The organism is Rhodoferax sp. RT5P35, from assembly GCF_056521385.1.
Genome location: NZ_JBWMAX010000088.1, coordinates 1 through 1,620 on the forward strand (window position 1 = coordinate 1; position 1,620 = coordinate 1,620).

Sequence of the window (1,620 nt, forward strand, 5' to 3'; positions counted from 1 at the left end):
CTTCCGAGTCGCGCCTGACCAGCCTGCTGGCCATTGCCAAGGGCGATGTGCCGGTGCGCCATTGGGCATCGCTGGGGCGGCCTTTCTACGCCATTGGGGCCAACGCGGGCCTGCGCTCGTGGTCGGGCTCGATGTTCGAGTACCTGATGCCCACGCTGGTGCTGGTGGAGCCGCCTGGCAGCGTGCTGCAAGAGGCTTGCCATGCGGCATTGCAAGAACAGATGGCCTACGCGCAGGCCCACAAAGTGCCCTGGGGCATTTCTGAATCTGCCTACGCCGGGCAGGACCACACCCTGGCCTACCAGTACGCACCGCAGGGCGTGCCCCGGCTGGCACTGCGCCGCACGCCAGTCGATGAACTGGTCATCGCTCCCTATGCCACGGGGCTTGCCGTGCTTGTGGCACCTGCATTAGCAGCTGCGAATTTTGTAGCACTGGAGAATTTGGGCGCACACGGGCGCTACGGCTTCATCGAAGCCCTGGACTTCACCCCGGCGCGCCAGGCCGATGGCGAGGCCTTCACCCCCGTCAGCACCTTTATGGCCCACCACCAGGGCATGACCCTGGTGGCCCTGGCGAATGTGCTTTTGGACGGCCCAGCCCAGCGCTGGGGCATGGCGAACCCGTCCATCGAGGCGGTTACGTCCTTGCTGCACGAGCGTGCGCCGCGCGAGGTGTCGCTGCTCGGCGCGCCCCCAGCCGGCCCGCCGACCCAGCTGATGCAGCAGCGCGCCCCCGGCCTGCTGCGCGAGGTGGTGCCTGGCGGCGCGGCGCTGGAGCCCACGCACCTGCTGTCCAACGGGCGCTACCACGTGGCGCTGCGCTCCAATGGCGCGGGCTGGAGCCGCCGCGGCAGTACCGGCATCACCCGCTGGCGCGACGATGCGCTGCGCGATGCCTATGGCAGCTTCTTTTACCTGCGTTCCAGCCCGGACCAGCCGCTGGTGTCCATCACCCAGCACCCGGCACCGGACCCTGCCGCCCACTACCACAGCACCTACCACGCCGACCGGGTCTGCTTCGATGCCGAATGGCCGGGCGTGCAGGCGCACACCACGGTGTGGGTCAGCCCCGAGGACGACATCGAGTTCCGCCAGGTGGAGCTGCGCAACCTGGGCGACCAGCCGCTGGAGATCGAGCTGGTTTCGGCCTTTGAAGTCACGCTGTCCGATGCGCGGGCCGACGAGGCGCACCCGGCCTTTACCAACCTGTTCATCCGCGCCCAGTGGCAGGCCGAAGACCAGGCGCTGGTGTTCGAGCGCACCCCCCGCCTGCCCTCCGAGCAGGCCTTGCAGGCCGCCCACTTCATGGTCGATACCGACCCGCAGGTGCTGGGCCTGCGCATCCAGACCGACCGCCAACACTGGCTGGGTCGCAACCGCGATGCCAGCCAGCCGCTGGCCCGCCTGGTGGCACCGCCTGCGCCCGGCAGCAGTACCGCGCTCGACACCGGGCTGGACCCGGTGTGCGCCATCGCGGTGCAGTTGCGCATCGCACCGCATGGCAAGGCCCGGCTGACCTTTGCCACCGCCGCCAGCGACAACACCGAGACTCTGCAGGCGGCGATCGACCAGTACCGCCAGCACAACCACGTGAAGCGCTCTTCACTGATGTCGGCCA

At 68.8% G+C, this 1,620-nt stretch carries 1 protein-coding gene; it reads left to right on the forward strand.

Translation table 11 applies throughout. The features are described from left to right. The coding region (locus AC097L_RS23835) for a glucoamylase family protein (RefSeq protein ID WP_479589214.1) at positions 1 to 1,620 on the forward strand (1,620 nt) is incomplete at both ends.